The organism is Nonlabens antarcticus, from assembly GCF_015356755.1.
In the GTDB taxonomy this organism is placed as follows: domain Bacteria; phylum Bacteroidota; class Bacteroidia; order Flavobacteriales; family Flavobacteriaceae; genus Nonlabens; species Nonlabens antarcticus.
Genome location: NZ_JADFCO010000063.1, coordinates 234525 through 261366 on the forward strand (window position 1 = coordinate 234525; position 26842 = coordinate 261366).

General features: G+C 38.1%; 25 protein-coding genes. 13 read left to right on the top strand and 12 right to left on the bottom strand.

All coding sequences use genetic code 11. The annotated features are described in order from the left end of the window. Positions 1-145: 145 nt before the first annotated feature. The 3 genes from mdh to gyrB form a co-directional block, all read right to left on the bottom strand. Positions 146-1066 (bottom strand): malate dehydrogenase, encoded by a 921-nt coding sequence (gene mdh, locus IQ282_RS05440; RefSeq protein ID WP_194850835.1) that lies wholly within the window; start codon positions 1064-1066, stop codon positions 146-148. A gap of 225 nt (positions 1067-1291) precedes the next feature. After that, a complete protein-coding gene (locus IQ282_RS05445) occupies positions 1292-1675 on the bottom strand; it encodes a DUF4345 domain-containing protein (RefSeq protein WP_194850836.1) in 384 nt (127 codons plus the stop codon). Positions 1676-1946: 271 nt separating this feature from the next. After that, on the bottom strand, positions 1947-3884 hold the full coding sequence (gene gyrB / locus IQ282_RS05450) for a DNA topoisomerase (ATP-hydrolyzing) subunit B (protein WP_194850837.1): 1938 nt from the start codon (positions 3882-3884) through the stop codon (positions 1947-1949). A 166-nt stretch (positions 3885-4050) separates the two neighbouring features. Here gyrB and IQ282_RS05455 point away from each other — a divergent pair, with 166 nt between their 5' ends. Continuing rightward, positions 4051-4590, top strand: coding sequence for a DUF2911 domain-containing protein (locus tag IQ282_RS05455; protein ID WP_194850838.1), 540 nt, complete (start codon positions 4051-4053; stop codon positions 4588-4590). On the opposite strand, the gene IQ282_RS05460 is transcribed toward IQ282_RS05455, so the two are convergent. Beyond that, complete coding sequence (locus IQ282_RS05460; RefSeq protein ID WP_194850839.1) at positions 4587-5216, bottom strand: 7-carboxy-7-deazaguanine synthase QueE; 630 nt, start codon at positions 5214-5216, stop codon at positions 4587-4589. The genes IQ282_RS05455 and IQ282_RS05460 overlap by 4 nt on opposite strands. A 177-nt stretch (positions 5217-5393) precedes the next feature. Here IQ282_RS05460 and IQ282_RS05465 point away from each other — a divergent pair, with 177 nt between their 5' ends. From IQ282_RS05465 to IQ282_RS05500, 8 genes are all read left to right on the top strand, one after another. Beyond that, on the top strand, positions 5394-6911 hold the full coding sequence (locus IQ282_RS05465; protein ID WP_194850840.1) for a helicase HerA-like domain-containing protein: 1518 nt from the start codon (positions 5394-5396) through the stop codon (positions 6909-6911). Positions 6912-7150: 239 nt separating this feature from the next. Further along, positions 7151-7696, top strand: coding sequence for a hypothetical protein (locus IQ282_RS05470; protein ID WP_194850841.1), 546 nt, complete (start codon positions 7151-7153; stop codon positions 7694-7696). Between the two features lie 4 nt (positions 7697-7700). Further along, on the top strand, positions 7701-8537 hold the full coding sequence (locus IQ282_RS05475) for an alpha/beta hydrolase (protein ID WP_228547231.1): 837 nt from the start codon (positions 7701-7703) through the stop codon (positions 8535-8537). A gap of 45 nt (positions 8538-8582) precedes the next feature. Continuing rightward, complete coding sequence (locus tag IQ282_RS05480) at positions 8583-8822, top strand: DUF7218 family protein (RefSeq protein WP_194850842.1); 240 nt, start codon at positions 8583-8585, stop codon at positions 8820-8822. 1 nt (position 8823) lies between these two features. Further along, on the top strand, positions 8824-9846 hold the full coding sequence (locus tag IQ282_RS05485) for an AI-2E family transporter (protein WP_194850843.1): 1023 nt from the start codon (positions 8824-8826) through the stop codon (positions 9844-9846). 58 nt (positions 9847-9904) lie between these two features. After that, positions 9905-10447 (top strand): ClpP family protease, encoded by a 543-nt coding sequence (locus IQ282_RS05490; protein WP_194850844.1) that lies wholly within the window; start codon positions 9905-9907, stop codon positions 10445-10447. Positions 10448-10510: 63 nt separating this feature from the next. Then, positions 10511-10927: a VOC family protein gene (locus IQ282_RS05495; RefSeq protein ID WP_194850845.1), complete on the top strand. Its 417-nt coding sequence runs from the start codon at positions 10511-10513 to the stop codon at positions 10925-10927. Continuing rightward, positions 10924-11361 carry a YkvA family protein gene (locus tag IQ282_RS05500; RefSeq protein WP_194850846.1) on the top strand — a complete coding sequence of 146 codons (438 nt, stop codon included), beginning with the start codon at positions 10924-10926 and terminating at the stop codon, positions 11359-11361. Before IQ282_RS05495 ends, IQ282_RS05500 begins: the two co-directional genes overlap by 4 nt. On the opposite strand, the gene IQ282_RS05505 is transcribed toward IQ282_RS05500, so the two are convergent. The 3 genes from IQ282_RS05505 to IQ282_RS05515 form a co-directional block, all read right to left on the bottom strand. Then, positions 11355-12992, bottom strand: a complete 1638-nt coding sequence (locus tag IQ282_RS05505) for an amidohydrolase (RefSeq protein WP_194850847.1) — start codon at positions 12990-12992, stop codon at positions 11355-11357. The two genes, IQ282_RS05500 and IQ282_RS05505, sit on opposite strands and share 7 nt — an antisense overlap. A 176-nt stretch (positions 12993-13168) precedes the next feature. After that, entirely contained in the window at positions 13169-14899 is a 1731-nt protein-coding gene (locus IQ282_RS05510; protein ID WP_194850848.1) for a TonB-dependent receptor, read from the bottom strand. Positions 14900-14907: 8 nt separating this feature from the next. Next, positions 14908-17946, bottom strand: a complete 3039-nt coding sequence (locus IQ282_RS05515) for a tetratricopeptide repeat protein (protein ID WP_194850849.1) — start codon at positions 17944-17946, stop codon at positions 14908-14910. Positions 17947-18068: 122 nt separating this feature from the next. On the opposite strand from IQ282_RS05515, the gene IQ282_RS05520 reads away from it, so the two are divergent. From IQ282_RS05520 to IQ282_RS05530, 3 genes are all read left to right on the top strand, one after another. Continuing rightward, a complete protein-coding gene (locus IQ282_RS05520) occupies positions 18069-18752 on the top strand; it encodes a cell division ATP-binding protein FtsE (protein ID WP_194850850.1) in 684 nt (227 codons plus the stop codon). A 276-nt stretch (positions 18753-19028) separates the two neighbouring features. Continuing rightward, a complete protein-coding gene (locus IQ282_RS05525) occupies positions 19029-19928 on the top strand; it encodes a glycosyltransferase family 2 protein (RefSeq protein ID WP_194850851.1) in 900 nt (299 codons plus the stop codon). 71 nt (positions 19929-19999) lie between these two features. Then, positions 20000-20941, top strand: coding sequence for a glycosyltransferase family A protein (locus tag IQ282_RS05530; RefSeq protein ID WP_194850852.1), 942 nt, complete (start codon positions 20000-20002; stop codon positions 20939-20941). Here the strand turns inward: IQ282_RS05530 and IQ282_RS05535 are convergent. Beyond that, positions 20938-21333, bottom strand: coding sequence for a sugar 3,4-ketoisomerase (locus IQ282_RS05535; RefSeq protein WP_194850853.1), 396 nt, complete (start codon positions 21331-21333; stop codon positions 20938-20940). The genes IQ282_RS05530 and IQ282_RS05535 overlap by 4 nt on opposite strands. A 23-nt stretch (positions 21334-21356) precedes the next feature. Next, on the bottom strand, positions 21357-22184 hold the full coding sequence (locus tag IQ282_RS05540; protein WP_194850854.1) for a glycosyltransferase: 828 nt from the start codon (positions 22182-22184) through the stop codon (positions 21357-21359). Positions 22185-22214: 30 nt separating this feature from the next. Here IQ282_RS05540 and IQ282_RS05545 point away from each other — a divergent pair, with 30 nt between their 5' ends. After that, positions 22215-23354, top strand: coding sequence for a glycosyltransferase (locus IQ282_RS05545; protein WP_194850855.1), 1140 nt, complete (start codon positions 22215-22217; stop codon positions 23352-23354). Positions 23355-23889: 535 nt separating this feature from the next. Here the strand turns inward: IQ282_RS05545 and IQ282_RS05550 are convergent. The 3 genes from IQ282_RS05550 to IQ282_RS05560 form a co-directional block, all read right to left on the bottom strand. Next, positions 23890-24180: a hypothetical protein gene (locus IQ282_RS05550; RefSeq protein ID WP_194850856.1), complete on the bottom strand. Its 291-nt coding sequence runs from the start codon at positions 24178-24180 to the stop codon at positions 23890-23892. 81 nt (positions 24181-24261) lie between these two features. Continuing rightward, the gene (locus IQ282_RS05555) at positions 24262-25617 is read right to left on the bottom strand and encodes a dihydrolipoamide acetyltransferase family protein (protein ID WP_194850857.1); all 1356 of its coding nucleotides are present in this window, start codon (positions 25615-25617) and stop codon (positions 24262-24264) included. 133 nt (positions 25618-25750) lie between these two features. Further along, the gene (locus IQ282_RS05560; RefSeq protein WP_194850858.1) at positions 25751-26842 is read right to left on the bottom strand and encodes a glycosyltransferase family 2 protein; all 1092 of its coding nucleotides are present in this window, start codon (positions 26840-26842) and stop codon (positions 25751-25753) included.

Consider the following 26842-nt stretch of genomic DNA (forward strand, 5'->3'; position numbering starts at 1 on the left):
AGTTAATGTGTTTCCGCTTTCGCGAAAGCGTATGATCCACATCCTCATATCCTACTATCAATATCATTTAATCTTTCAAAATAGAGAACACAAAAAAACCGCCTAGTGCTAGACTAGACGGTTGTTACAATGTTCTTGTAAACTATTATAAAAGTTTATTAGTAGCCTTTACACCCTCGGCACTTTTATGCATATGCTCTTTCTCTGCATCTGTCAGGTCAATCTCGACTATCTTTTCTATACCGTTTGCTCCCAGAATTACAGGAACTCCTATACATAGATCAGATAGCCCATATTCACCATCTAATAAAGCGCTACATGGAAACATTTTTTTCTGGTCGCAGGCAATTGCTTGAACTAAACCTGAAACTGCAGCTCCTGGTGCATACCAGGCACTAGTTCCTAATAATTTAGTAAGCGTTGCTCCACCTACTTTGGTATCTTCCATTACCTGATTCAATCGATCCTCGCTTAAAAATTCACTTACCGGCACGCTATTGCGAGTGGCAAGTCTGGTCAAGGGCACCATTCCAGTATCACTATGACCACCTATTACCATACCGTCAACATCAGAAATAGGAGCTTCTAGAGCCTCAGCAAGTCTGTATTTGAAACGAGCACTATCAAGTGCACCACCCATTCCTATAATTTTATTTTTAGGAAGACCCGTTGCTTTATGAGCGAGATAGGTCATTGTATCCATAGGGTTTGAAACTACAATCAACACCACATCTGGTGATTCCTTGACGATACTTTCTGATACTGATTTTACTATACCAGCATTTATACCTATTAATTCTTCACGTGACATTCCAGGTTTGCGAGGAATTCCAGAAGTAATGACAGCGATATGACTGCCCGCAGTTTTAGAATAATCGTTAGTAACACCAGTGATTTTAGTGTCAAAACCATTGAGCGATGCGGTTTGCATTAAGTCCATTGCTTTACCTTCTGCAAAGCCTTCTTTAATATCTAGCAATACAACCTCACTAGCGAAATCCTTGATAGCAATATATTCTGCACAACTTGCACCTACTGCGCCTGCTCCTACTACGGTAACTTTCATAACTGTTATTTTTTTATGTTGGATTAATTTCGCTTTCGCGAAAGCGAAACAGTCCATATTCCGCGCTATAAAAGTAATAAAAAACAGCTTAATTAGCACCCTTATCTTTCAGGATATGAGTCGTTTTAAGCCCTATAGACGCTAAAGTTTTCTTAAGTCACTCCGACGAACTATGATTATCGAATGGCCGATTGTAAAAAAATAAGAAAACAAAACAACTCGCATTTAAAAAATTGAAGACTGCACAACATACTTTCTAAACTGATATATAGAAAACAGTCCGATAAAACCCTCAGCGATGATTCCAAAAACATAGCCTCCAGTAGGAATACCATCGATAATTATACTTAATAGGCGTCCCGTGGCAAGAGTTAACATAAATAAGATATTGAGCTGTGTTGCTATTTTCCAATACCTAGATTTCCAAACGCCTGCAATCCAAACGCCACAGATTCCTAGGTATAAACACATGATAGCTCGCAACATATTTGCCAGATCAACGGACTGGACCTCTATATCCAAATGATCGGGAAGGATCGCTGGTGATCCATAAATGATTGCTGTAGGGACAACTATCGCAATAGACAATAGCAAGTGTGAATTTTTCAAAAGCCAATGCACCTTTTCTTTCCTATGTTCCCTTTTCATTTTAATCCTTTATTGAATTATTTTTTCCAAAAATAAAATTTAAGATAACACAAAGAAACTTTGTTGGTAGCACTGCTTCAGTCCAATTGAAAGATTCAAAACTAAATTCATTTTAAAGCAATTACTTATTATAATTTACTATTCAAAATTGACATTATAAGCTGTACTAAGCGGTAAAAAAAATCCCGCTGCAATTAGATTGCAGCGGGATAATTATATACTTCAGTCTGATCTATGCGTCAATATTTGCATAAATAGCATTCTTCTCTATAAATTCTCTACGTGGCGGTACCTCATCACCCATTAACATAGAGAAAACCCGGTCAGCCTCTGGCAAACTGTCGATCGTTACCTGACGTAGCGTTCTGAATTCTGGATTCATTGTGGTATCCCACAATTGGTCTGCATTCATTTCACCCAGTCCTTTATAACGTTGTATTGCTGCTGCCCCACCAAAATCGTCATTTATTTCATCACGCTCTTTATTAGACCAGGCATAACGTTTCTTGTTCCCTTTTTTCACAAGATATAAAGGCGGCGTTGCGATATAAATATATCCCAGTTCTACCAGTTCTCTCATGTATCTAAAGAAGAAAGTTAAAATCAAGGTTGCAATGTGCGACCCATCAATATCCGCGTCACACATGATGACTACTTTGTGATATCTAAGTTTATCCAGGTTCAAGGCTTTTGAATCTTCCTCTGTTCCTATAGTTACTCCTAAAGCGGTGTAAATATTCCTTATCTCTTCATTTTCAAAAACCTTATGTTGCATGGCTTTCTCCACATTCAAGATCTTACCTCGCAATGGTAGAATGGCTTGAAAATTACGATCTCTACCCATCTTAGCCGTTCCTCCTGCACTGTCTCCCTCAACAAGAAACACTTCACAAATGGTAGGATCAGTTTCAGAACAATCTGATAATTTTCCTGGCAATCCACCACCACTCATTACGGTTTTACGTTGCACCATCTCGCGAGCTTTGCGAGCTGCATGTCTGGCCGTAGCCGCAAGAATAACTTTTTGAACGATTATTTTAGCATCATTAGGATGTTCTTCTAGATATGCTTCAAGCATCGCAGATACCGCTTGAGAAACAGCACTAGTCACCTCCCGGTTACCTAGTTTCGTTTTAGTTTGTCCCTCAAATTGTGGTTCTTGAACCTTTACAGATATAATTGCAGTCAATCCTTCTCTAAAGTCATCACCGGCAATATCAAACTTCAATTTATCTAGAAGTCCAGATGCATCTGCATATTTTTTTAAGGTAGTTGTCAGCCCGCGACGGAAACCTGCTAGATGCGTTCCTCCTTCATGCGTATTGATGTTGTTCACATAAGAGTGCAAATTTTCAGAATAACTATCGTTATAGATCATCGCTACCTCTACAGGAATATCATTCTTTTCTCCTTCCATTGAAATCACATCACCGATGATAGGGTGGCGGGAATCATCTAGAAAGCGTATAAATTCTTTCAATCCTTCTTCAGATTGAAAAACTTCTTCAATAACATTTCCTTCCTCATCCTTAACCCGTCGGTCAGTCAAGGTCATTTTTATACCTTTATTTAAAAAGGAAAGCTCCCGCATACGATTTGCCAGAGTTATATAATTGTATTCTACAGTTTGCTGGAAAATGGAACGGTCTGGTAAAAAAGTAATTACCGTACCACGCTTATCTGTTTCCCCTGCCTCTCTTACAGGATACATTGCTTTACCACATTCATATTCCTGCTCATAAATTTTACCATCTCTGTAAACAGTTGCCTTCAAATGCTGGGAAAGAGCATTTACGCAACTCACACCTACACCGTGCAAACCACCGGAAACTTTATAGGAATCTTTATCAAACTTCCCACCGGCGCCTATTTTAGTCATTACTACTTGTAATGCAGAAACACCTTCTTTCTTATGAATATCGACAGGAATACCACGCCCATCATCAGTCACGGTAACACTGTTATCTTCATTGATAACCACCTCGATATTATCACAGTTTCCTGTCATGGCTTCATCGATGGAATTATCCACTACCTCATAGACTAAATGGTGAAGTCCACGTATTCCCACGTCACCTATATACATAGATGGTCGCATGCGCACATGCTCCATTCCTTCTAGTGCTTGTATCTGGTCTGCACCGTAACTATTTTTTTTATCCTCGCTCATAAAATTTTAGTAAAAATCTGCGTTTTTGCGTAATAAACAAATATAACAAACCATTAGTGTTTACAGTGGCTTGGGCTGTTTATAAGCTCCTAAGTTATTAACAATATATTACAAAGACGTCCATACTAAAATAAACAAAACACAGTTATACCTCAAAATAACCCGCGTGAAAAATTTCAAAATCTTCCTGGTCCTTTTTAGTATTTCTGCTATACTGACAGCTCAAAGCCTGGGCTTCTCAAATCTTGATAAAAGCCCGCTGGATGTGGTAATGTATAGAGATGCAGATCAATCTGCCGTGGCGCGGATCATTTACAGCCGTCCCTCCAAAAATGACCGCATTATTTTTGGGGATTTAGTTCCTTACAATCAAGTCTGGAGAACTGGTGCTAATGAAGCTACAGAGGTTACATTTTATAAAGATGTAATGATTGAGGATCAAAAGGTATTTGCTGGTACTTACAGTATTTATACGGTGCCCGGAGAGGAAGAATGGACTTTCATCCTTAATAGTGACACTACCCAGTCTGGAATGGATTATACGGAAAGCCACACTGTTTTTAAAACTGCGATGGATGTCTTTCCAGCCCCTCAAACCATAGAGTCTTTTTCCATAAATTTTAGTGAAGAGCTAGAAGGCGCAACGCTATTTATGGGCTGGGATGATCGCATCGCCAGCGTTAAATTTAAAGTCGCCCTGCCTTAAGGTATATTCAAATACTTATGCGTCTGCAAGGAAACCCGCCATTCTGGATTCTCCATTACAAAATCCGTGATAAGTGGTATCATTTTCTCCCGCACTGACCATTCTGGCTGTAAAAATAATGTGCAGTTTGAAGATACTTTAGCTGCTTCCGCTTTCGCGAAAGCGAAGTCACTTTTATTAAAGATAATCATCTTCAACTCATCAGCACGATCATAGATTTCTGCAACTGGCATTTTGAGCTTCTTGGGAGAAAGGCAAATCCAGTCCCAAACTCCGGACATAGGATAAGCGCCGCTGGTTTCAATATGCACTTTCATCCCACGTTCCTTCAAGCTATGGGTTAATGGCGCCATATTCCAGGTAAGTGGCTCACCTCCTGTTATAACAATCGTTTTACTCCATTTGTCTGCATTTTGTACAATCTGGTCAATATGTGTAGGAGGATGTGTCTCTGCATTCCAGCTTTCCTTAACATCACACCAGTGGCAACCCACATCACAACCACCCACTCTTATAAAATAAGCAGCGGTTCCCGTATGAAATCCTTCCCCTTGAATAGTGTAGAATTCCTCCATTAGAGGCAACATTGTTCCTGTATTTACCTGGTCTTGTATCGTCTTTTCCATGCGACTGCAAAAATAAATCTTTCCATTGTACTGTGGAACCTTTAGCCCTATGAAACTAGGCGGTTTATTGTTTATTACAATAAGTATTAAAGATTCTTTCTTTCCTCAGGTCTCTCTATTTACAGCTCATTTCCTAAAAGTGCTTTTTTCTTTTACTTTTGTTTGAAATCCTAAACCATGTCCAGAAAAGAAGATTTTCAAAATAGTATCATAGAAGGTTACAGTCCCAAAGGAGAATCAATTATCATGGGAGCTGCTATGCTGGATGGAGAAACCATTACCGGATCACATGTAAAAATCCCTTTGAAAACCATGAACAGACACGGTCTGATTGCTGGTGCAACGGGAACTGGTAAAACAAAAACCCTTCAAATTATTGCGGAGCAACTTTCACAGCAAGGTGTTCCTACTCTATTAATGGACATTAAAGGTGATTTATCGGGAATTGCTGCGGCAAGTGAAGGACACATTAAAATCGATGAGCGCCATGCTTCCATAGGATTGGACTTTAAGAAAAGAGCCAGCCCGGTGGAAATTCTTACCATTTCTAAACAAGCAGGTGTGAAAATGCGGGCGACCGTGAGCGAATTCGGCCCGGTGCTGCTTTCCAGAATTCTGGACGTGACGGAAACTCAAGCGGGAATCATTAGTGTCATATTTAAATATTGTGACGATAACAAAATGCCCTTGCTGGACTTAAACGATTTGAAAAAAGTACTGCAATATGCAACTGGTGCTGGCAAAGAAGAGTTTCAAGCAGAATATGGACGGATTTCAACCTCATCTACCGGTGCGATTTTACGCAAGCTCGTAGAACTAGAACAGCAAGGTGCAGAATTGTTTTTCGGTGAGCGCAGTTTTGAGGTTATGGATTTGGTACGAAAAGATAAGAATGGTCACGGTTATGTGAATGTCATCAGGCTAACAGATATCCAAGACCGTCCTAAGTTATTCTCTACATTTATGCTGAGTCTTCTCGCAGAAATTTATAGTTCGTTTCCTGAAAAAGGAGATGCAGACAAACCAGAGTTGGTTCTATTTATTGATGAAGCGCATTTGATTTTTGATGAGGCCAGCAAAGCTTTACTGAATCAGATTGAAAGCATCATCAAATTGATACGCTCTAAAGGTATCGGGATTTACTTTGTTACTCAAAATCCTAGTGATATTCCAGAAGGCGTTCTCAGTCAATTAGGTTTAAAAATTCAACACGCCCTAAGAGCTTTTACCGCTAAAGATCGGAAAGCTATAAAACTGACCGCTCAAAATTATCCCATCAGCGATTATTATGATACTGCAGAGGTTTTGACATCATTAGGAATAGGTGAAGCACTGATTTCAGCACTGGATGAAAAAGGTAGACCCAGCCCACTTGCAGCAACCATGTTGAGAGCACCAGAAAGCAGAATGGATATTTTAACGGCGCGAGAGCTGGACGATCTAATATCAGATTCTGAATTAACGGACAAATACAATGAGTCTATTAATCGAGAAAGTGCTGAGGAAATGCTTCAAGAAAAAATAGTAGAAGCCCACGAAGAGGAGGTAAAAGAAAAAGCGCAAAAAGAACGTGCTAAAACCAGTAGTTCCAGTTCCAGAAGAGCCAGCACGCGACAAAACCCCATTATAAAAGTACTTACAAGTGCCACGTTTATACGCGGCGTGATGGGAATTTTAGGTAAAGCCTTTAAATAAACGCTTCATTATTGATAGTATCAAACTTTGTTTTTTCAAGCGAGACTTAATACTTGCAATTCATTGAGGTTCTATTCAATAAGTTTTATTCTTGAACAAAATTTATAGAAGCAGAATTTTTTCACGCGAATTCACTTTCGCGAAAGCGAGCCAGTTTTAAAAATCTTAAAGCCAAAGAAACCTTTTATAAATTGCTAAGTCCTAGTAGTCATTGTAATTTTACATTTTTAACCACACCCATGAAAAGAATATTTTTATTAGTACTTATCGTTGTCGTTTTCGCTAGTTGTAAAGACGAGCAAGATCCATTTGAATGGAATAAGGATCGCGTAGGAATGCTGACTAAAGACACTCAAGTCTATCAACTGGACAGTCTTTATGCAAACGATAGTATCGTAAAGGCTTCCAATGATGCGGAATTCACAAGTGGTCAGAACGCGATTGAGATTTTTGAAAAAGGCGGAAAACATTTGTTAACGTTAACACCATACAAAAAAGACAGCACGTCTACTATTGAAAACGTGCGTGTACGGGATGAACGATTTACCACGGCTAAGGGAGTAAATATTAATAGTGATTTCAAAACTATAAATGAGGCTTATAAGATCGGGAGTATTGATAATATGATCAATAGCGCTGTGGTATGGGTAAATGAAGAGAACTTCTATTTTACCATTAAAAATGATGTTTTACCGTCTGAAGTAAAATTTGATATCGCTGCTCCTATCGATAAAACCATGATTCCAGATACTGCAAAACCCGAGTTTGTATTTATAAGCTGGTAAACCCATGTTCAAAAAATTAATTAATAAAGCCGTACCTCGATTGTACGGCTTTTACTTTAATGCTCTTTCACTAATTTCTAAAGAGAAAGGAGCGGCACTTGCCATGCGTGTTTTCAGCGTTCCTCGCAGTGGTAAGATTCTTCCATATCAACACGAGTTTCTTTCCACATCACACCAACAAAAGTTAATTACAGAAGAGGGATTTATTCAAATCTACCACTGGAAAGGAAATGGAAAAACCATATTTCTAGCGCATGGTTGGGAATCAAACGCCTGGCGATGGAAATTTTTGATTGAACCCTTATTGCAAAGAAATTACAATATCATAGCTATTGATGCGCCCGCTCATGGCAATTCTGACGGCACGGAGTTTACTGCTATTAAATATTCACGGATAATACGCAAGGTTGTAGAATTATACCAGCCGGAAATTATTGTGGCTCATAGTGTAGGTGCTATGGCTACTAGTTTTCAGGAATCTGAAACTCCTCATGACTTTTTGGAGAAGCTTGTGTTACTGGGAAGTCCAAACACACTGCAAGTAATCATGAAAAATTATCAAAATCTGGTCGGGTTTACAAACCGTGTTTACGGGAGCTTGGATGATTTGCTGGATCAAACCTATGGGTTTAAAATCAATGATTTCAGTACAGAGGATTTTGTTTCTAAAATTAGCTGTCCAGTTCTTTTGATCCATAGTAAAGAAGATGCTATCGTCTCCTTTGACAGCGTTAACCAGATTGCCTTAAAATCTCCAAATGCGACGGTTTACGAGTCTAAAACTGGAGGTCACAGCTTACATACACCAGAGGTGGTGGATCAAATCTTAGCTTTTTTATAATTAAAGATGTCTTTCCATTGTTTTATCTTTCAAAATAAAATAATCATGGGACGACCTAGCATAAAGAATGAGGATCAATACGATGCCTTGAGAGAAAAAGGGTATTCGCAGGAAAAAGCGGCTCGCATTGCAAATTCTGAGAATAGCGGTGAGAAAGGTGGTAAAGCAGATCTGTATGAAGAGCGCACCAAAAAAGAACTATATGATCAAGCTAAAGACATAGGTATTGATGGACGTTCTTCCATGAATAAAAAAGAATTAATTCACGCGTTACGCAATAATTAGAATGGCTCATAAAATCCCAGCTCGCATTATAAGACAAGTTTTCGTTCTTATTTTTTTAGCGGCAATGTTTGTACTTATTACTGTAGAAATGCTTCCTTATTTAGGAGGTGTTCTTGCCGCAGTCACCCTTTATGTTATTCTCGTGCCCGCCCAGCGCAAACTGGAGAGCTACAAATGGAAACCAGGTCTTGCTGCCACTTTATTAATGATTTTATCTACCATAGGAATTTTACTTCCCATCGCTGGTATAGGCATCATGTTCTCCTCACAAATTAAAAGCGCCGTTGCTAACAGTGATAAAATTACAGCACAGATCAAGACTCAGATATCCCAGATTGAATCTTACGTGGGGTTTGACGTGGTACCTACAATTGATGGTGACCAGATTAAAAGTACCCTATCCTATTTAATCAGTAATATCGCGAGCTCAAGCATAACCATTTTTATTGCTTTAGGTGTGATGTATTTTATTTTGTACTATATGCTTGTCAACCGAAAGATATGGCAAGAGGCCAGTATAAACTATCTCCCCATGAAAAAAGAAAATGTGGAAACGATAGGCAAAGAAAGTATCAACCTTGTCAAATCAAATGCTATAGGAATTCCTTTAGTTGCTATCCTACAAGGAGTCGTGGCCCTAATAGGTTATTTCATTTTTGGTGTTGAGAATCCGTTTTTCTGGTTTGGAATTACCGTTATTGGGAGTATGATCCCATTTGTGGGAACTGCTATAGGTATTTTACCGGTGGTAATCCTATTACTGGCTCAAGGTGATACACAATCGGCTATTGGTATTCTCATATATGGAACTGTGGTGGTAGGTTCCACTGACAATCTTTTTCGCCTAGTGGTGCAGAAACGTCTGGCAGATATTCATCCATTGATTACTCTTCTAGGTGTCGTTGTAGGTGTTCCGTTATTTGGATTTATAGGACTTATTTTTGGCCCTTTACTAATCAGTTTATTTTTACTACTGGTAAAAATTTATAAAAGCGAATATGCTGAAAAGACAGACGCTATTTAAGAGCAATCCAACACTTAGCTACTGCAGTTTTTCTTATTTTTAACCCAAACAAAATTTAATGAGTAAGTTGACAAAACTCCAAGATAAAATTGATGAAAAATTCATCGAGCAGCGCAAGTTGTTCATATGGGGAATGGTGGATGAAAAGACGGCGAGACACTGTGTGGACCGACTTTTATATCTGGACTCTATAAGTAATGAAGAAATCACATTTGTAATCAACAGTCCAGGTGGCTATGTGACTGCAGGCTTTTCTATATATGATACCATGAAGCAGATCAACAGCCCGATAAGTACGGTTTGTAGTGGTCTTGCTGCCTCCATGGGAAGTATTTTACTTTCTGGTGGTGATAAAGGGAAACGTTACATCCAGAAGCATGGTCGTGTAATGATACATCAGCCTAGTGGTGGCGCCAGAGGTACTGGAGCAGATCTAGAAATTACTGCCAAAGAGATTTTAAAGACTAAAGAATTGAGTGCGCAGATCCTTGCAGATAACTGTGGCCAGTCTTTTGAAAAAGTCATGAAAGACTTTAACCGTGATTACTGGATGGGAGCTGATGAAGCGGTTGCCTACGGTATCGTGGACGGTATTATTTAAAAATGAGAAAACATTAACCTAAGCCGTTCTAATTCAGGGCGGCTTTTTTTATATTTTTATGGAATGAGTTTAACACCATTTCATCTTGCGATTCCCGTAAAGGAAATCACAACCACACGCGACTTTTACCGCGACACCCTAGGCATGAAGGAAGGACGCAGTAGTGATCACTGGGTAGATTTTGATTTCTTCGGTCACCAGCTGGTAATTCATATAAGTGATGCCATAGCTCCAGAAGCAGTTAATGCTGTTGATGGTAAAGCGGTTCCAGTACCACATTTTGGTGTGGTGTTAGAATGGGATAAATTCCACGCTTTCGCGAAAGCGTTACAAAACAAAAACATCAAATTTATAATCGAGCCTTACATAAGATTTGAGGGGTTGCCCGGTGAGCAGGCCACAATGTTCTTCAAGGACCCCAGTGGAAACGCACTAGAATTTAAATCTTTCAAGGACTTCAATCAAATTTTTGCAACATGAGCCTAAAAAACATATTTACTCCAGATGAAGATTACGTGCGTCAACAAGCAGATGATGCCACGACTGAAGAAGTTGACAAAGTCATTAAAAAGGAAGGTAAAATAGGTTTTATCATGTCCAGCATTAAGGTGCTTAAGAAATACTACCACCTTTTTGATGTTATGATGATGATGATTAAAGATTATCGCAAAGGAATATATACAGCTGTACCCTGGTTTACCATTGCCGCGATTGCAAGTGCTTTGTTATACGTATTAAGTCCCATTGACTTAATTCCAGACTTTATTCCTGGACTGGGTTATCTTGATGATGTTACCGTTCTTACAATAGTTACAGGGTGGATTGATTCTGACCTACATCGTTATTTAGACTGGAAACTCGATCATGATCACACGACTCCAGAAGAAATCAAAAAACTAGAAAAGTCTCAATAAACCTTTTCGCCATTGACATAAGTAGCTTTCACTTTTATATTAGGAACATTTTGAATCGGCATTTTCATGAGATCTTCTTGCAAGATCATGAAATCAGCCGATTTTCCTTTTTCCAAACTTCCCTTTTCGTTTTCCTCAAAATTGGAAAATGCACCCCAGATCGTCATGCCTCGTAAAGCATCTTCTCTAGACAGCGCATCCTTCATATTAAAACCACCTTCTGGAAAACCACTTGTATCTTGTCGAGCTACAGCAGCATAGAAAGTCAAAAACGGATTGACTTGTTCTACTGGATAATCTGTTCCTAACGCAACCATTCCAGACTGGTTCAATAATTTCTGATAAGCATAGGCTCCTTTGATACGCTCTGCTCCTACACGATCTTGTGCCCAATACATGTCACTGGTAGCATGTGTAGGTTGAACGGACGGCAATATGCGATCTCTATCAAAATATTCAAAATCATCAGAACTTATAATTTGTGCGTGCTCTACCCTCCACCTTCTGTTAGGTAGATCGTTCAACAATTCTCTATACGTTTTTAAAACGACCACGTTTGCACTATCTCCAATGGCGTGAGTGTTCATCTGAAAATCTGATGCCGCAATACGTTCTGCTGTTTTCTTGAAATCTTCAACACAGCTTAACAGCGCTCCAAAGTGAACCGATTTATCTGAATAAGGCTCTTTCATTGCAGCACCTCGAGAACCTAGGGCACCATCTGCATAAAATTTTACGGACCTTACATTTAATCTGTCGGTCTTGATTATACCTTTTTGATCCAGGTAATAATCAAGGTTTTCAGGTGTGTTGCTCACCATTGCATAGATCTTAATCTTCAAATTTCCAGCTTGTTGCAGACTATCAATCAGTTCAATAGTATTCCTATTCAAACCTGCATCATCTACCGTAGTCAACCCATAACTAAAATTAATTTTCTGAGCATCCATTAAAGATTCTATATCTTCCTTAACACTAGCTTTAGGAAACATATTTTCAACCAGGCTCATAGGATTATCCACTAGAATTCCAGTAAGTTTTCCATTTCTTTGTTCGATCTCACCCCCAGAAAATAAAGTGTTTGTATCGATTTGAGCTAGTCGCAAACCAGAATCGTTGACAATCATTGCATGACCATCCACTCTTGTCAATGCTACTGGAGTGTTGGGAAATAACTCATTGAGTTCTGCATTCGTTGGAAACTCCTGTACTTCCCAATCATTTTGATCCCACCCACGGCCTATAATAAATGATTTGTTATTTGACTTTTGAAATTCTTGGACTTTATTTAGAACTTCTTGATAGCTTTTAGTTCCAGTTAAATCTACACGTTGTAATTGTTGTCCCAGTCCATAAAAGTGACAGTGTGCATCGATTAATCCTGGATAGACAAACTGTCCAGCAAGATCAATAACGGTATCTCCTTTTAAATTCAAAGCGTCGATATCGTCTTGTGATCCTATAGCAAATATTTTACCATCTTTTACAGCCATAGCAGTTGCCATAGAAAACTCATTATTAACGGTATAAATGTGACCATTCTGATAAATGGCATCCACATAATTATCGGCGTCTTTATTTTGACAACTTATTAAAATAGCTACGAAGACAAGGAAGATAAAATTTTTCATGGTTTAAAAATACGCTAAAGTCTTTTGAAAGAAAAAATGACTGCCGCATGGTCAATCAAGAACAAAAGCCGATTGAAACCTTTGTTATTTTCCCTAAACAAAAAACACGAGCAAATTGCTCGTGTTTCTATTTTATACGTTGGTTTAAAAAGCTAATAGTAATTAACTCATAAACTCTAGAAATCAAACTTGTAAACCACTCCACCCAACACTTGTAAGTCCTGAACAGGATAGTCTAAGTAATATTCATAATTACCACCGGTCAAGTTATTACCTCTTATAAAAGCGGTCAATTTAGAGTTGATCTTATAATTTACATCTAGATTTAAGTCCACAAAGGAATCAAGCGATTCCACACCTAGTCCATTGCGATAAACATCACGCTCTCCTACGTAATAAACCGTAGCACCTACATCTAACTTATCTGTGATTTGATACATTCCGACCAGGTCTGCCGTAAATTCAGGCAATTGGGAAGCTACGTTTTCAAAATCGTCACCGTTGGTCACTTCATAACTCATACTTTTCCCGCTTAAAGTAAGGTTGAATTTTGAGCTTACATCCACACTCAACGATGCTCCATAAAACATAGTTTCAAGATCTGCATATTGAGTGTAAAAAACATTTCCTAGAGTCGCTCCTTCTTCTACAATTAAAACGCGACCTACATCTTTAGTATAGAAATAGCGATCATTCTCTTTTTTATAACCTCCATAAATTTTATAACCCAAATTATTAGTCACCTTTCCTTTTAATCCTAGTTGTGCATCAATCAATCTGTCAGTAGGTTTAATTGTAATCGCTGGTGCTAAAAACACATTCTCATCAGCAAATTGTTGCAAGCTATTCATATCTAATCCTCCTAAAAGCTGTGTGTAAGCTATAATTTGATCGTCTAGAACTCTATAGCTGGCATTGATGTCTGGATAAAAATTGAATTCATTCTGATTGCCTTCAAAATCATTCAGATAATTCACCTTGGCACCTAATTCAAGTTTATAATTATCACCATACAAATTTAGCTTGGGGTTAGCGCCCGCTATTAAATAAGAGTAATCTGTTTGTGCTGGTCGCAGGCCTTGCTGGTCAAAAGTTCCTTTCAAGTAATCTAAATCTAGGCCTAACCCTATTTCTGTATCCTGTATATCAAAAGAAAGCTGAGGCGTCAGTCGCCCGCGGAATTCTTGAGCATCTTCACTGGAGGAAAGCCCGGTTAATTTTACTTTCAGTTCCTTGAAAACCGAATCAAAGAAATCAACATTACCACCTATTCCATAAGAAAGATAATTAATGGCAACATCTGTATCGTCGGGATTTGTTCCTATTAACTGTGTATTTAAGGGGTCATATATTCCGTACCAATTTGCTCTTTGATATCGTGCTCCAGCAGTAACACCATAACTAGCATATCTTGAACGATGACCGTAAGAAAGGTCTAAAGCAGAGTCTGAATAAGAATCATCCAGTAAAACCTCGTCAATACCACCGAAAGATGAGTTGTGATTTAGAAAAATCCCTAAGTCAGAATCCTTGTCGACCTCAACATTACCAGCAAATTCTGCTATAATATTGCCGTAATTCCCCAGTCCCAGTCGTGCATAGTTATCATAATATTCTGGCCGCTTTCGTGGTTTTAAACGCGATAATTTCCCCTTTGCGGGAGTAAATGTGGACGCCACGGGAACTGAAAAAATGCTATAGGTCACTGCTTTCTTCTTAATCTTAATCGTATCATTTAATTGGGGCACGCTCTTAACTTTAAAAGCATCTGCAACAGATGGATCATAAGCTTTGACAACAGTAATAGTACCGCCATTCAATCGGTCTTCATCTTTCTTGTCCTGTGCAATAAGCGTCGTTCCAATTAATAAAACCGAAACTGCTGTAGTTATATATTTAAAATTCATAGAGATGATTAGTTATTGGATGGAACTATGGATGAGTTGGTTTTTGCCTGTTCGTTTTTGATTCTGGCAAGTTCCGTTTTTGCCTGTGCAACAACTTCTGGATATTGCGAGAAATTGTCAATCACACCTTGCAATAAGGTTACTGCATTCAAGGTTTGTTTTGTGGCGTCATAACTTTTCGCCATGACCACAAGACCTCGAGCGCTCCATAATTTATAGCTTCCATAGTTTTTAGAGAGGCTTTGCACGGTTGCGATAGCCTCACTATGTTTCCCTTCTTGATTCTCAAAATATGCCTTATAAAACGTAGCCTCTGCAGCTGTGACACCGCTGGAGTTACTGAACACTTCTGCATAACCGCGTTTTGCAGCTGCCATATCATTACGCTTGAAGGAAGATCTTGCAATGATCAATTGTGCATCTGATCTTACCGCAGCGACTGTTGAACTATCTCCCAATACTTTATTAGCATAACCTACCGCTTTATCAAATTGCTCCGTTTCATAGTAGGCTTTCATCAAGTTTGATTGTGCGTAAGCTTTGTTCTGTGGGAAATCTGCTGTAGCTTCTAGTTTTATTAATATGGGTATCGCTTTCGCGAAAGCGGACTTTCTATCACCACCATCACTAACCGCATCATTCAACAATATTTCTCCCAGTCGTGCCAGTGCCTGTTCAGAATACTCGCTGCGCTCGCGGTCTGCAACATATTGATAATTAGGAATACTTGCTGCCTTATTACCTTCAGAAAAATACGCCTGCGCTAGATTGAAATGCGCCTGTAAAGCATATTTGCCATTGGGAAATTGCTCCAGATACTTTTTCAATTCACGCACCGCAGCACTCATGTTACCTTGTACAAATGGACGCTCTGCGCTCTCATAAGCCGTGTCATCCAGCTCTGAATCTGTGACATCAATAAAATCTAAACCACGCACCCAGCTCGCATATTCTGCCGTTTTACCTTGATCAATATATACCAGTCTCGCACTACTCACAGCTTCTACTGCTTGCGGAGTTCCAGCATATTTTGATGCTACTTGTTTAAAAATAGCTAAAGCCTCATCGAGCTTATTGTCATTGTAAAACTGTAAACCCTTACGCATCATAGATGGTGCGGTATATCTACTGTTTGGAAATTCTTTAATTAAGCGATCATAAGTCTGTGTACCATCAGCGACTTTACCACTGTTGATGTAGGTATTCCCTAATTCATACAAAACATCATCACGAAATTGAGAATTTTTGAAGTTTTCTAGAAACGTATTAAGTTCTTGTATTTTGCTATCTATACGATCAACAAAACCATAAGACATTGCTTTCTGGAAGGTTGCATAGTCAGCAGCTGGTCCTCCCATTTTAATCGATTCGTTGTAGGACTCAATAGCTGGCCAGTATTTTTTTGATACAAAATTAGCATCTCCTATCCTCATGTAAGCATCGTTTGTTCTCACTTTATCATTTGAAAACTGAGCGACAAAGCGCTCCATAGCGCTGATGCTAGAACTATAATTTTTTAATTTAAAATGGGTGTAACCCATATCATAATCTAACAATTTGTCTTCATCAATACTTGCACTGATTTTGTTTGCCCGCTCAAACTCTGCTAACGCGTTGTTGAAATCACTCAATTCGTAAAGAGAAGCTGCTTTCCAAAATCGCGCTTTCTTCTCTAGATTTTTTTCGGTTAAGTTTTTAATAGCCTTATCAAGATTAGCTCCCGCAGCAGCATAATCTCCTGCTGTGAATAAATTCAATCCATGATATAAAGCTACCTTACCGTATACATTTTCATTCCCGCGAATTCTACCATCTTCCAATAAACTGATGGCTTCCGCATAATTTTTAGAGCTGAAATAGGAATCGATCAACAGGTTGTTCATTTCATCCTTATTTTCTGCATTGGGATATTTCTCGATATAATTCAAGATCACCGCTGGAACGCTTTCGTATGGATTCCCGTTCTCATAGCTCAATTTTGCATAGTTATAGGTGGCATCTTGAGTAATCTGATCATCGAGTGCAATTTCACTTGCCTTTTTGAAAGCGTTCAACGCATCCTCACCACGATCAAGCTTGATGTAACTTTGACCCAGGTGATAGTAAGCATTTTGAGCAGTCGCATTTTCACCTCCTATAATCTTATTGAAAGTTTCCACCGCGTTTGCAAAATCGCCTAGTTTGTAATACGTATAACCCAGCTGGTAATAATCGTTATTGTTCCATTTACCTCGAGTTCCCTGATATTTTTGCAAGTACGGTAAAGCTTCCTGATATTTTTCTTGGTTGAATAAAGACTGTCCTATAACACGGTTCAATTCAGATTGTTCTGCGCGGTTAGAGGTCGACATTTGCTTTTCAGCTAGAGTGATCGCTTCATCAAAACGCCCTAGTTTATAATTAAGATCAGCTTGATAATACGATAACTTGGCATCCGTTTCTGGTGCCTCCTCTACCTCGTTGAATAAACCCTCTGCAGTTTCTAGGTCATCACCTTCATAAGCGATGTATCCCAGATAATATTTTGCTTTGGAACCATATTCTTGCGTATCGCTAACTCTGTTCAAATAAGGTTTAGCCTCGTCATATTTATTGCTTTGAACGAGTGTATAACCCTTATTGAAGTAGTACCGATTTTTTTGGTCTTCAGATAAGTTGTTTTCATCCACCTTATCATACCACAATACCGCCTGACGGTAATTACCACTTTCAAAATAATAGTCAGCAACATCAATGTAAGCGCTATTACTCTTTGTAGAGGTAGGATATTGCTTCACAAAATTCTCTACCATCTCATCAGCATTGCGTTGATTCAATCGCACAGCGCAGTTTGCAGCATAATATGCAGCATTTCCTTTGATGGTTTCATCATCAATCTTTTCAACAACCGCTTCAAATAAACGTTGTGCCGCAACGTATTGATCCTCTTGATAAAGATCGACAGCAGTGTTGTAGTTGCGCAAGTTGTCCGTAAAAATTTTAGACTGCTGGGCGAGTCCTGTATAAACGGCGCCTAATAAAAAAGCCGTAAGTGCAATTTTCCTCATGAGAGCTATAGTTAGTCAGTGTGTAAAATTAGAATCCTACACTTTGTTAACGGCACTTTTCCTAATTAATTATACGCATGGTTATCCACAGCTTTATGTATTTTTACCTCAAAATATATTTCATGTCAAATCACGTGCTTTCCCTTTCTGATGTCGATATTTTTCAAATGGACAATCTCATCCTTAAAGACGTGAATCTCAATATTGATAAAGGCGAGTTTGTTTACTTAATCGGTAAAACTGGTAGTGGTAAAAGCTCCTTGATGAAAACCCTTTATGGTGATATTCCCTTGAAAAAAGGTTCTGGAAGTATTGTAGATTTTGATTTAGCCAGCTTGCGCGAAAGCGAAATTCCTTTCCTACGTCGCAAACTAGGAGTGGTATTTCAGGATTTTAAGCTTCTTACGGACAGAACAATTCAAGAAAACCTGAAGTTTGTTCTGAAAGCCACCGGCTGGAAGAATAAAACCGAAATGCAGGATAAGATTGACGAGGTTCTGGATAAGGTGGGCATGAAAACCAAAGGCTTTAAATACCCACACGAACTCTCTGGCGGTGAGCAACAACGTGTGGCTATTGCTAGAGCACTTCTTAATAATCCAGAACTGATTATTGCAGATGAGCCCACTGGAAATCTAGATCCACAGACCAGTGTGGAAATCATGGAGGTTTTACAAACCATTAATAAAAACGGAAATACGATTTTAATGGCAACCCATGATTATGCCCTCATTTTAAAATATCCATCCAAGACTCTCAAATGTGACGATGGCGAAGTTTTTGAAGTGGTTCAGAGAACGGTTTAATTCATTTTAAATATTCTACTTATCGCTGAAAAGAAATGATTAACGGATTAGTTTTGGCACTAGTTCCTTTTTCAAAATATGTCGTTTGAAATTATAAGCCGGGTAGGTCAACGTTAGACATTTAATTATGCGAATACTTTAGATTACTGATAATCAAAAGTATATTTAGATCTGTGGCAAGATAAAATCACCATTATCAATTATCGGTTCATTAAGAAAAAAGCGTTTCTTGGTTCGGCTGGAGAAACCTTTTAAGAGTACAATTAATTTTTAAGCATGTTATCCATCTGCATTCCTGTTTTCAATTATGACATTAGGAAACTGGTCATGGAAATTCACAAACAAGTCTCGGCTCTTGATATCGCATTTGAGCTTTTAGTTTATGACGACTGTAGCTCTTCTAACTCAATCGTGACTAACAATTCTGAAATTCAGGAATTACAAAATGTTAGATTCAAAGTCTTAGAAAATAACATAGGACGCAGCGCTATTAGAAATTTATTGGCCGACGATTCTCAATTCCCTCATATTTTATTTCTAGATGCGGATGTTTATCCAAATAGTCCAGATTTTATAGAAAAGTATTTTAAACATATTTCTGCTGCTACCACCATTATTTACGGTGGTATTCAATATCAAAAAAATAAACCCGCTGCCGATGAAATGCTGCGATGGGTTTACGGAAGAGAAAGAGAAGTATTGACAGTAAAAGAAAGGCTTCTCAAACCACACCTGCGATTTTTGACTTTGAATTTTTTAATTTCCAGAGAAGCTTTCAACCTACTCCGTTTTAACGAGAATATACCCAACTTAAGACATGACGACACTTTATTTGCTCTTAGCGCTAAAAATTTAGGTATCCCAGTTTTACACATCGATAATACCGTAGAACATCAAGGGTTGGAATCGAGTAAGATTTTCTTAAAGAAATCTAGTGAATCATCTCAAGTACTTGCTCATCTGGTCAAATCTGGACTTATAGAAGCTAAATCCACCAAGCTTTCAAAAACAGCAGGTCGACTTTTACGCTACAAGTTAGCTACGTTTATAATTTCTCTTCAAAAAACGTTTAGAAATAGAATGGAAGCAAACCTAAAATCTTCACAGCCATCAATGATTCTCTTTGATTTTCACAGGCTCGGTGAATATTTAAAAAGTTTTATTTCAGTAAGATAAGTTTTGTCATTTAAGAAAGTCTTATTTTGGATAAGCTACCGCAGTCTATTAAACTGCTAACTTTTTATGTTATGAATTCATTTCTTGTTGTTATTCCATTGTATAATAAATCTTCAACGATCCTTAGAGCGATAGAATCAGTTCTCGCACAAGTGCATATTGATTTTAAAATACTCATAATAGATGATGGTTCTACAGACGACAGCTATCAACAAGCTTCATTAGTAACAAATGATCACATTACCCTTATTAAGCAAGAAAATCACGGCGTTAGTTATACCCGCAACATAGGAATAAAAGAAGCTATTGAAAATAAATTTGATTTTGTAGCCTTCCTAGATGCAGATGATTACTGGATGCCAGATCATTTGAAGCAATTAGATTATTCAATCAGCAAGTTCCCTGACGCAACAATTATTGCAAATAATTACAAGATAAAAATAGGTAAACGTCAATTTCAAAAAACTAAATTATCACTTAAAAATATCGAGGATAGTTTTCTTGTAGAACCTTTTTTCCAGTACAATTATCTCAATACCGTACTGATTCCATCAGCGATTTGCATGTCTGTAAAAAATAACGAACCTATTTATTTTGATGAAAATTTAAGTCATACAGAAGATATTGATTTCTTAATTAAAGCTGGACTGAGTGCAAAAGTTGCTTTTCATAAGAATCCCACTGTTATTTATGATGAAACTGCAGGGAACAAATCCTCAGAAGTTCCTATAGTCAAAAGATCTGTTACAAACTTTAGTAAGTATGAAAAGGAATATCCCGAGAACCTCCACCTTAAGAAATTAATTGATATTAATAGATTTTCTATTGCCATCGATTACCGTTTGCTTAACGATATTAAGAATGCAACACTATACCAGCATCAAATAGATCAAAATAACCTTACTAAAAAACAGCGCACATTATTAGAAATGAGCAGCCGTCAATTAAAAGCGCTCAAAAGGACCCAGCGGGTTTTAGGAAACTTAGGATTTAGACTTAGAACCGGGAGTTAATGACTTGCTAGACTCTCAAAAGCTGTAAGATCTCTAATATAATCTTCTTCATCAAATTCATGAGAAGCGATGGAAAGACAAACAGCACCGCTGGAAAAGTCTTCCAACTCTCGCCATAACATTGTGGGAATCAACAACCCTTTGTCCGGTTTGTTTAAAAGGATTTTCTTCCAGCTTTTACCGTCGTAAAGTTTAACGGTAAAACTACCGCTCAATGCAATGAGCATCGACTGGCATTCTTTGTGCGCATGACCACCACGATGGCTGTTACTGGGAACATCAAACAAGTAATATACCCGTTTTACCGCAAACGGAATAGTATTTCCTTCAATGACGGCAAGGTTACCTCGCGGGTCTACAATTTTAGGGATATCGACAAATTTATGCTCCATTGTTCAAATGTAATTCTTTGTCATTAACTAGTCTTGAGTCTATCCCTATCCTGAAAATCAGCTGCGCCTTGCTCAAATGTTCGTTTAACTATCCAGGGCTTACGAGGGTCCAGGATTAAACCTTTTCGCAATAAAAAAAAGGCGTACTTGTAACTAAGAAAAGAAATATTCTTTTTAAAATATTGGGCGATCGCACCACGGGCATAGATAATGCGAGAAGAACTCGCTTCCATACTAGAATTATGTTTTGGGTGTGCAACAATTACCTTATTGAGAAAATACCTTGATATATTTTTCTGTCCTAATTGATGTAGGAAAAGATAGTTCTCCCCATCCTCAAATTGAGCTCCTAACCCAAAACGTTCGTCATATCTAACCTTATTCTTTATAGGATTTCTTTTAAAAACAATTTCAGGCGACAAGGTTTGGTTTTCATTGACTTGAGTAAAAGTTTGATTATTATCTGGATACTCCCAGTATAGCTTTCCAGACTCCAGTACTTCCGTTTGAAACGTGATCAAGTCTGATGATATGTTATTGAATGCCTCAATTATTATCGAAATGGCATCTTGCCGGATAATACAATCGTCGTCCATAAGCCACAATAACTCACCTTTTGATTCTCGAATCGCCAGATTTCTACTGCGACTCAATCCATAATCCGTATCATTTATAACTCGGATATTGGTTTGGTCGCTGACTAGCTTTTTAGTTTTGCTCTGATTGACGATCAAAATGTTTTCTGTGATCGCAACAAGAGGTTTTGAAAAAATAACTTCTAAAAACGACAAGTCACTACGATCCATGGTCGCAATTAGAATCTCAAGATCATCTTCACTGTATTGTCTCAACCCCTTATCTTTATCCCAAAGGTACTTTTTATGCGCATTCTGCTGGTAGGCGAGTACAGTAATTATCACAACTCACTCAAACACGGTTTGATCCAGCTGGGTCATGAGGTAATCATTGTGGGCGATGGCGATGGTTTCAAAGATCTTCCAGTGGATGTTTTTGTAGGCAGCGACTATTATCGCCGCAACAGGTTTCGTGAAAAATTCAAGGTTGCCTGGTGGAAACTTACAGGTCGCAACCTTGAAGATAACCTGAGGTTAGCACGCTTTCGCGAAAGCGAACATCTTCTCAAAGGTTTTGATATAGTGCAGTTTATCAACTCAAATCCATTTAGCTGCGAGCCGCCTGTTGAGATGAAAATGCTGAAGTTTCTCGTTGAAAATAACGGAAAATGTTTTCTTGCTGCCTGCGGCGATGACTATCATTACGCAGATTATCTTACAAATTATCATGAAGGTTACAGCATTCTGGAAGCGGTAAAAATCGACTCCAGTTTAAAGCCTTTTTTGTGGCATACCTATAAATATTTAGGTCCGGAATATAAAGCTAACTATGAGTGGCTGGTCGATAAGTGTGTTGCCATAATTCCTAGTAATGTCGATTATGCAATGACATTGACGAGACAAATAAAAACTACAGAAATTATTCCAGCGCCCATAATTATCGATAAATACCAGCTGGAACAAAATGAAAACACCGAAGTTATCCAAATATTTCTGGGTATAAATCGACAAAATTACTGGAAAAAAGGCATTAATTATTTTGAGGAAGCTTTACTCCTACTCAAGGAAAAATATAATAATCAGGTGAATGTTACCGTAGCAGAAAATCTTCCCTATGTAGAATATATGACTCGTTTAAAGGATTCACACATTCTGTTAGATCAGGTATTAAGCTATGATCAAGGATATAACGCACTGGAATCTATGCTCAAGGGAAAAGTAGTTTTTGCAGGTGCTGGGCCTGAATTCTTAAAAGCCCATAACCTAAAGAATATTGCAGTTATCAATGCTCAACCTGATGTCTCATATCTATTTGAACAAATTTCTATGCTGATAGAGAACCCAGAATCCCTACTATACATCGGAAAAAACGCAAGACGACATGTTGTGAAGTTTCATGATTCTGTGATGATTGCATCATTATTTGTAAAAAAATATAAATTTTAATATCGGTAGTTGTGCATATTTTTATAAACGATATTAATTGTTCCCTCCTGAAAAACTTAAATTAAGTGATGTCCTTTAGGATCTTTTAAAAAAAGATTGATTAAAAAAAGCCCTTTTAGATAAATTCCGTCCTTTTCCAGCTTATGTAATCCATAGCATTCAGGAAAGTTTAAGTGTAAAATGGACGTATAACTCAAACAGTATTGAAGGAAACACGTTAACTCTTCAAGAAACAAGAATTGTTCTTCAAGAAGGTCTAACCGTAAGTTGAAAACCGCTCAGAGAACACTTTGAAGCTGTGAACCATAGCGATGCCATTTAATTTGTAGAGGATCTTGTGACTATCGCAAGTATCTTAAGGAATCTAGTCTTGAATATGCAGCAGACTATATAAGCTTGCTTGCAAGACAGGGAAAAATAGATGCTTATAAAGAAGGTCGTGTGTAGTTCACCACTAAAAAAACGATATAGGATTATGTGAAGAACAGAAAAAAAAGAGGTAGTTGTGAATCAACTACCTCTTTCTTTTTCTGGCTTAGCCTTTCTTATTTTTCCATTTGATATCAATCCCTTGGAAATCTTCTGCAGCTTTTTCTTTAGCTTGTTTTGGAATCATGAATTCGAATTCCTGTATGATTTCTAGATCTTCATCAAAATAAAATAGCATCGTTTCCTCTCCGTCATAATCACAGATAGTGAGTGCATGAACTTCATGCTCTACAAAATATTCATCTTTCACGTTTTGAGGTTCGACAAACTCAAAATAGTGCAAGACTTTTGCGCCTTTGAAAAAATCAAAATCCTCTAAATAAAACTGATCTGCCATGCTACAAAAATAAATATTTAATAATGATTAAAAAGAAAGCCAGTCTATAAGACTGGCTTTCACTATTGTTTTAATTAGTTTTTATATGGATCTGTTAGGATCAAAAGCCTCTAACAACTGCGCAACGCGCTGCACAAACTGACCACCTAATGCACCGTTAACAACTCTATGGTCGTAACTGTGCGATAAGAACATCTTCATGCGTATTCCTATAAAGTCTCCATCAGGAGTCTCTACTACAGCAGGAACTTTACGAATTGCACCTAAAGCCAAGATCGCGACTTGTGGCTGGTTTATAATAGGTGTACCCATTATAGAGCCGAATGTTCCCACGTTAGTCACCGTATAGGTTCCGCCTTGAGTGTCGTCTGGCTTTAATTTTCCATCTCTGGCTCTTCCTGCAAGATCATTTACTGCTTTTGCCATGCCTACTAGGTTGAGCTGGTCAGCATTTTTGATTACCGGAACGATTAGATTACCATTAGGTAAGGCTGCTGCCATTCCTAGGTTGATGTTTTTCCGCTTGATGATTTTATCACCGTCTAAAGCAATATTAATCATTGGAAATTCTTTGATGGCTTGTGCAACCGCTTCCATAAAAATAGGAGTAAAGGTTAAGTTCTCACCTTCACGTTTCTGGAAATCGGCCTTATGTTTCTTTCTCCAGTTCCAGATATTTGTAACATCACACTCAATAAAACTTTGAACGTGAGCACTCGTCTGTACCGATGCCACCATGTGATGAGAAATCATTTTACCCATGCGGGTCATCTCTATCACCTCATCTTCTCCATTAACAGATACTGGAATTGCTTTGGCTGCTGGTTTAGGAGCATTATTTTGAGCTGTAGGCGCTGGCGCAGCAGCCTTTGCAGGTGCTTGGGCTGGCTTACCACTCTTGCGATCTTCAACAAATTTTAGAATATCATTTTTAGTCACACGGTCATCCTTACCAGTTCCATTGATGGACTCTAGTTCTGACATGGAGATATTTTCTTCTTTTGCGATATTTTTAACCAGTGGTGAATAGAAAGATTCGCTAGATGTGTAATCGTTCTTTCCAGCGGTATCCATTCCTTTATCAATCTGCTCTTCTGCAGTTTCTGTAGCTGCCTCTGCATAGCCTGCAGGTGCTTCATCAGCAACTTCTATAGGATCAATAGATTTAGAATCATTACTTGATTCTTCTTGTCCACCTTCCGTTTCTATGATTGCAATTGTTTGTCCTACTTCTACGACATCATCTATATTGAAGAGAATCTCGACTAACTTACCATCAACTTCACTTGGAACCTCACTATCGACTTTATCGGTAGCTATTTCAAGCACAGGTTCATCCATTTCTATCGTATCGCCTACATTTTTAAGCCATGCGGTTATGGTAGCCTCTGCTACGGATTCACCCATTTTAGGTAATTTCAATTCAAATCGAGCCATAATTGCGCAGTAATATATCGGTTTATTAAGAATTGCAAAAATAAGAATTATCTATCAGCCTTTGCAGTTATCGGATAGCAATAGGAATTATTTAAGAAATCAATGAAGTTTAGACGGGAAGGTTGAGTTTATATCATATAATTTTGACCTCACCGCGTTCCTCACTAGAGTCACTTCCCGCCATTGCAGAACGATCCAACGTGAAAAATCTATAGGTGTTCCCAAACCCTTTACTAAGATTCATAAGGTCAATCACCTTCCCATGTTCTAGAGTTGCCATATCCCAGATTACTTGATCACCTCCTTTTGAGCTCATTTTAAGAGTATCAAAAGTTACTACCTGACCTGCCCATTCTGGTTTAAAATTCAAATCTGCAGTTACTAATATTTTTTGCTGAATCGCAGATATAGTAATAGTTGAAGCTGTCTTTGAGCGAGTTATTTTAGGAAGTATAAATTTTAAGAATCCGCTTAGAAACTTACCTTTTGGATAGTGCTTGTCATAAAATAGCGACATAGCTTTAAAAAACCTTTCCTTGTAGACTTTATCTTTTATTGTACTTTCTCCTTTAAAGTGAATGGCTTTTTCAGATCCTATGTAATAGTTCTGAAATCCGTTTTTTAAAGCGGTAAAACTCAAATCAATATCCTCACCGTACATAAAGTACCGCTCGTCCAGTCCACCTAAACTTTCATAGACAGACTTTTTACCTAACATAAATGCTCCCACTAAAATCTCTGTTTGACCATTCTCATCTTCTTTTATTCTATGATCATAATAACTGGAAGAAAACCCCAGCAGTTTCAAAAGGGCGCTGGACCGTTTCGGTGTGCGCCGTTTACTTTCAGGAAGAAAATTTCCCGTTCCATCTAGCAATCGTACTCCTAAAAACCCTGTTTTTGAGTTCGCTTTCGCGAAAGCGAGACCTACATCAAAAACAGTTTCTCCAACAATGACATCAGGATTTACAAGACAAATAAACGATCCTCGCGCTCGAGAGACCGCTATATTATTACCCTTAGAGAATCCATAATTCTCATCTAATTTGACAATTTTAATCTTTTTATATCTTGTCGAAAGTCGCTCAACACTGCCATCAGTCGAGTCATTATCTACTACGATAATTTCAGATTGAATATTTGTAGTTGCGCGTAAAACACTTTCCACACACAGCTCTAAAAAAACCGAAGCATTGAAATTCAATATTACAACGGAGAGTTCCAT